Source organism: Leeuwenhoekiella marinoflava DSM 3653 (genome assembly GCF_900129005.1).
In the GTDB taxonomy this organism is placed as follows: Bacteria; Bacteroidota; Bacteroidia; order Flavobacteriales; family Flavobacteriaceae; genus Leeuwenhoekiella; species Leeuwenhoekiella marinoflava.
In genome coordinates, this window is record NZ_FQUN01000043.1 from 1 (window position 1) to 1,319 (window position 1,319).

General features: G+C 42.4%; 1 protein-coding gene. It reads right to left on the reverse strand.

Features of this window, described 5'->3' with window-relative positions; genetic code table 11:
• Window positions 1–1,319: 6-phosphogluconolactonase (locus BUB91_RS20600; protein ID WP_073101330.1), on the reverse strand; the 1,319-nt coding region annotated here is incomplete at both ends.

Here is a 1,319-nt window from a genome sequence, read left to right on the forward strand (position 1 = left end):
GGATCAGCAAGATCGCCTGCTGCATAAATCTGATGCGGCTTTACAGTCGAAATGAGTTCGTTTACAATAGCTACATCATCTTGAGACATTGGATTTTTCTTGATTCCGCCGGTTTCGTAAAACGGAAGATCTAAAAAGTGAACATGCTCATCAGGAACGCCCTCAAAACGGGTGGCACCTAGAGATTCACAGCGTCTGATAATTCCTTTTAACTGACGTACTTCAACAGGATCTATCTCATTGCGTTGCTTATTCTTTATTTGCGCTGCAATTGCTGCAAATTTCTCTTTATCTCCTTTGCTTACTTGAGCTGCAACTTCAGCAAACTTTAAAGCTTCGGTATCAGAAACCGCTATGTTTCCTGAAGTTTGATAGGCGATATGCACTTCGTGACCTTGTTCTACCAGTCGGTCAAAGGTACCACCCATAGAAATCACATCATCGTCAGGATGCGGACTGAAGATAATCACCCGCTTTTTTGCAGGTTCAGCACGCTCAGGTCTGTTGGTGTCATCAGCTCCCGGCTTGCCACCCGGCCAACCGGTGATGGTATGCTGCAGCTTGTTGAACATTTCGATATTCAAATTATAAGCAGAACCTTGAAGTGCCAATAAATCGGACATTCCCTGATCGTTATAATCTTTATCGGTAAGACTCAAAATCGTTTTACCGGTCTTTTCACACAACCAGAAAACCGCTTTTGCAGTCAATTCTTTAGTCCAGTCACAGGTACCAACCAACCACGGTGTTTTTACGCGGGTTAGTTCTGATGCTGCTGCATCATCCAGTACAAAAGTGGTGTTATCGTGTTCTTGCAAATACGTTGCAGGAACGGTTGAAGAAATGGCTCCTTCTATGGTCTGTTTTAAAACTTCAGCTTTGTTCTGACCCCAACCTAAAAGCACAATACGTTTTGCATTTAAAACGGTATTGATACCCATTGTGATCGCTTTTTTAGGCACGTTGGAAAGCCCTCTAAAAGATCCTGAAGCATCTGCTCTGGTCAAATAATCTAAAGTAATCATCCGGGTACCCGAATTGAAATGCGATCCCGGCTCGTTAAAGCCAATATGACCGGTTCTACCAATACCTAAAAGCTGAAAATCGAGTCCGCCTACAGCTTTTATTTTTGCTTCGTAAGCAATGCAAAACGGCTTGATCTCTTCTTGAGCAATAGTTCCATCAGGAATATTAACCTGATCTGCAGGAATGTCTACGTGATTGAATAAATGCTCGTGCATAAAGTAATGGTAACTCTGCACATCAGACTTATCCATTGGCCAGTATTCATCAAGATTAAAGGTGATCACGTTTTTAAA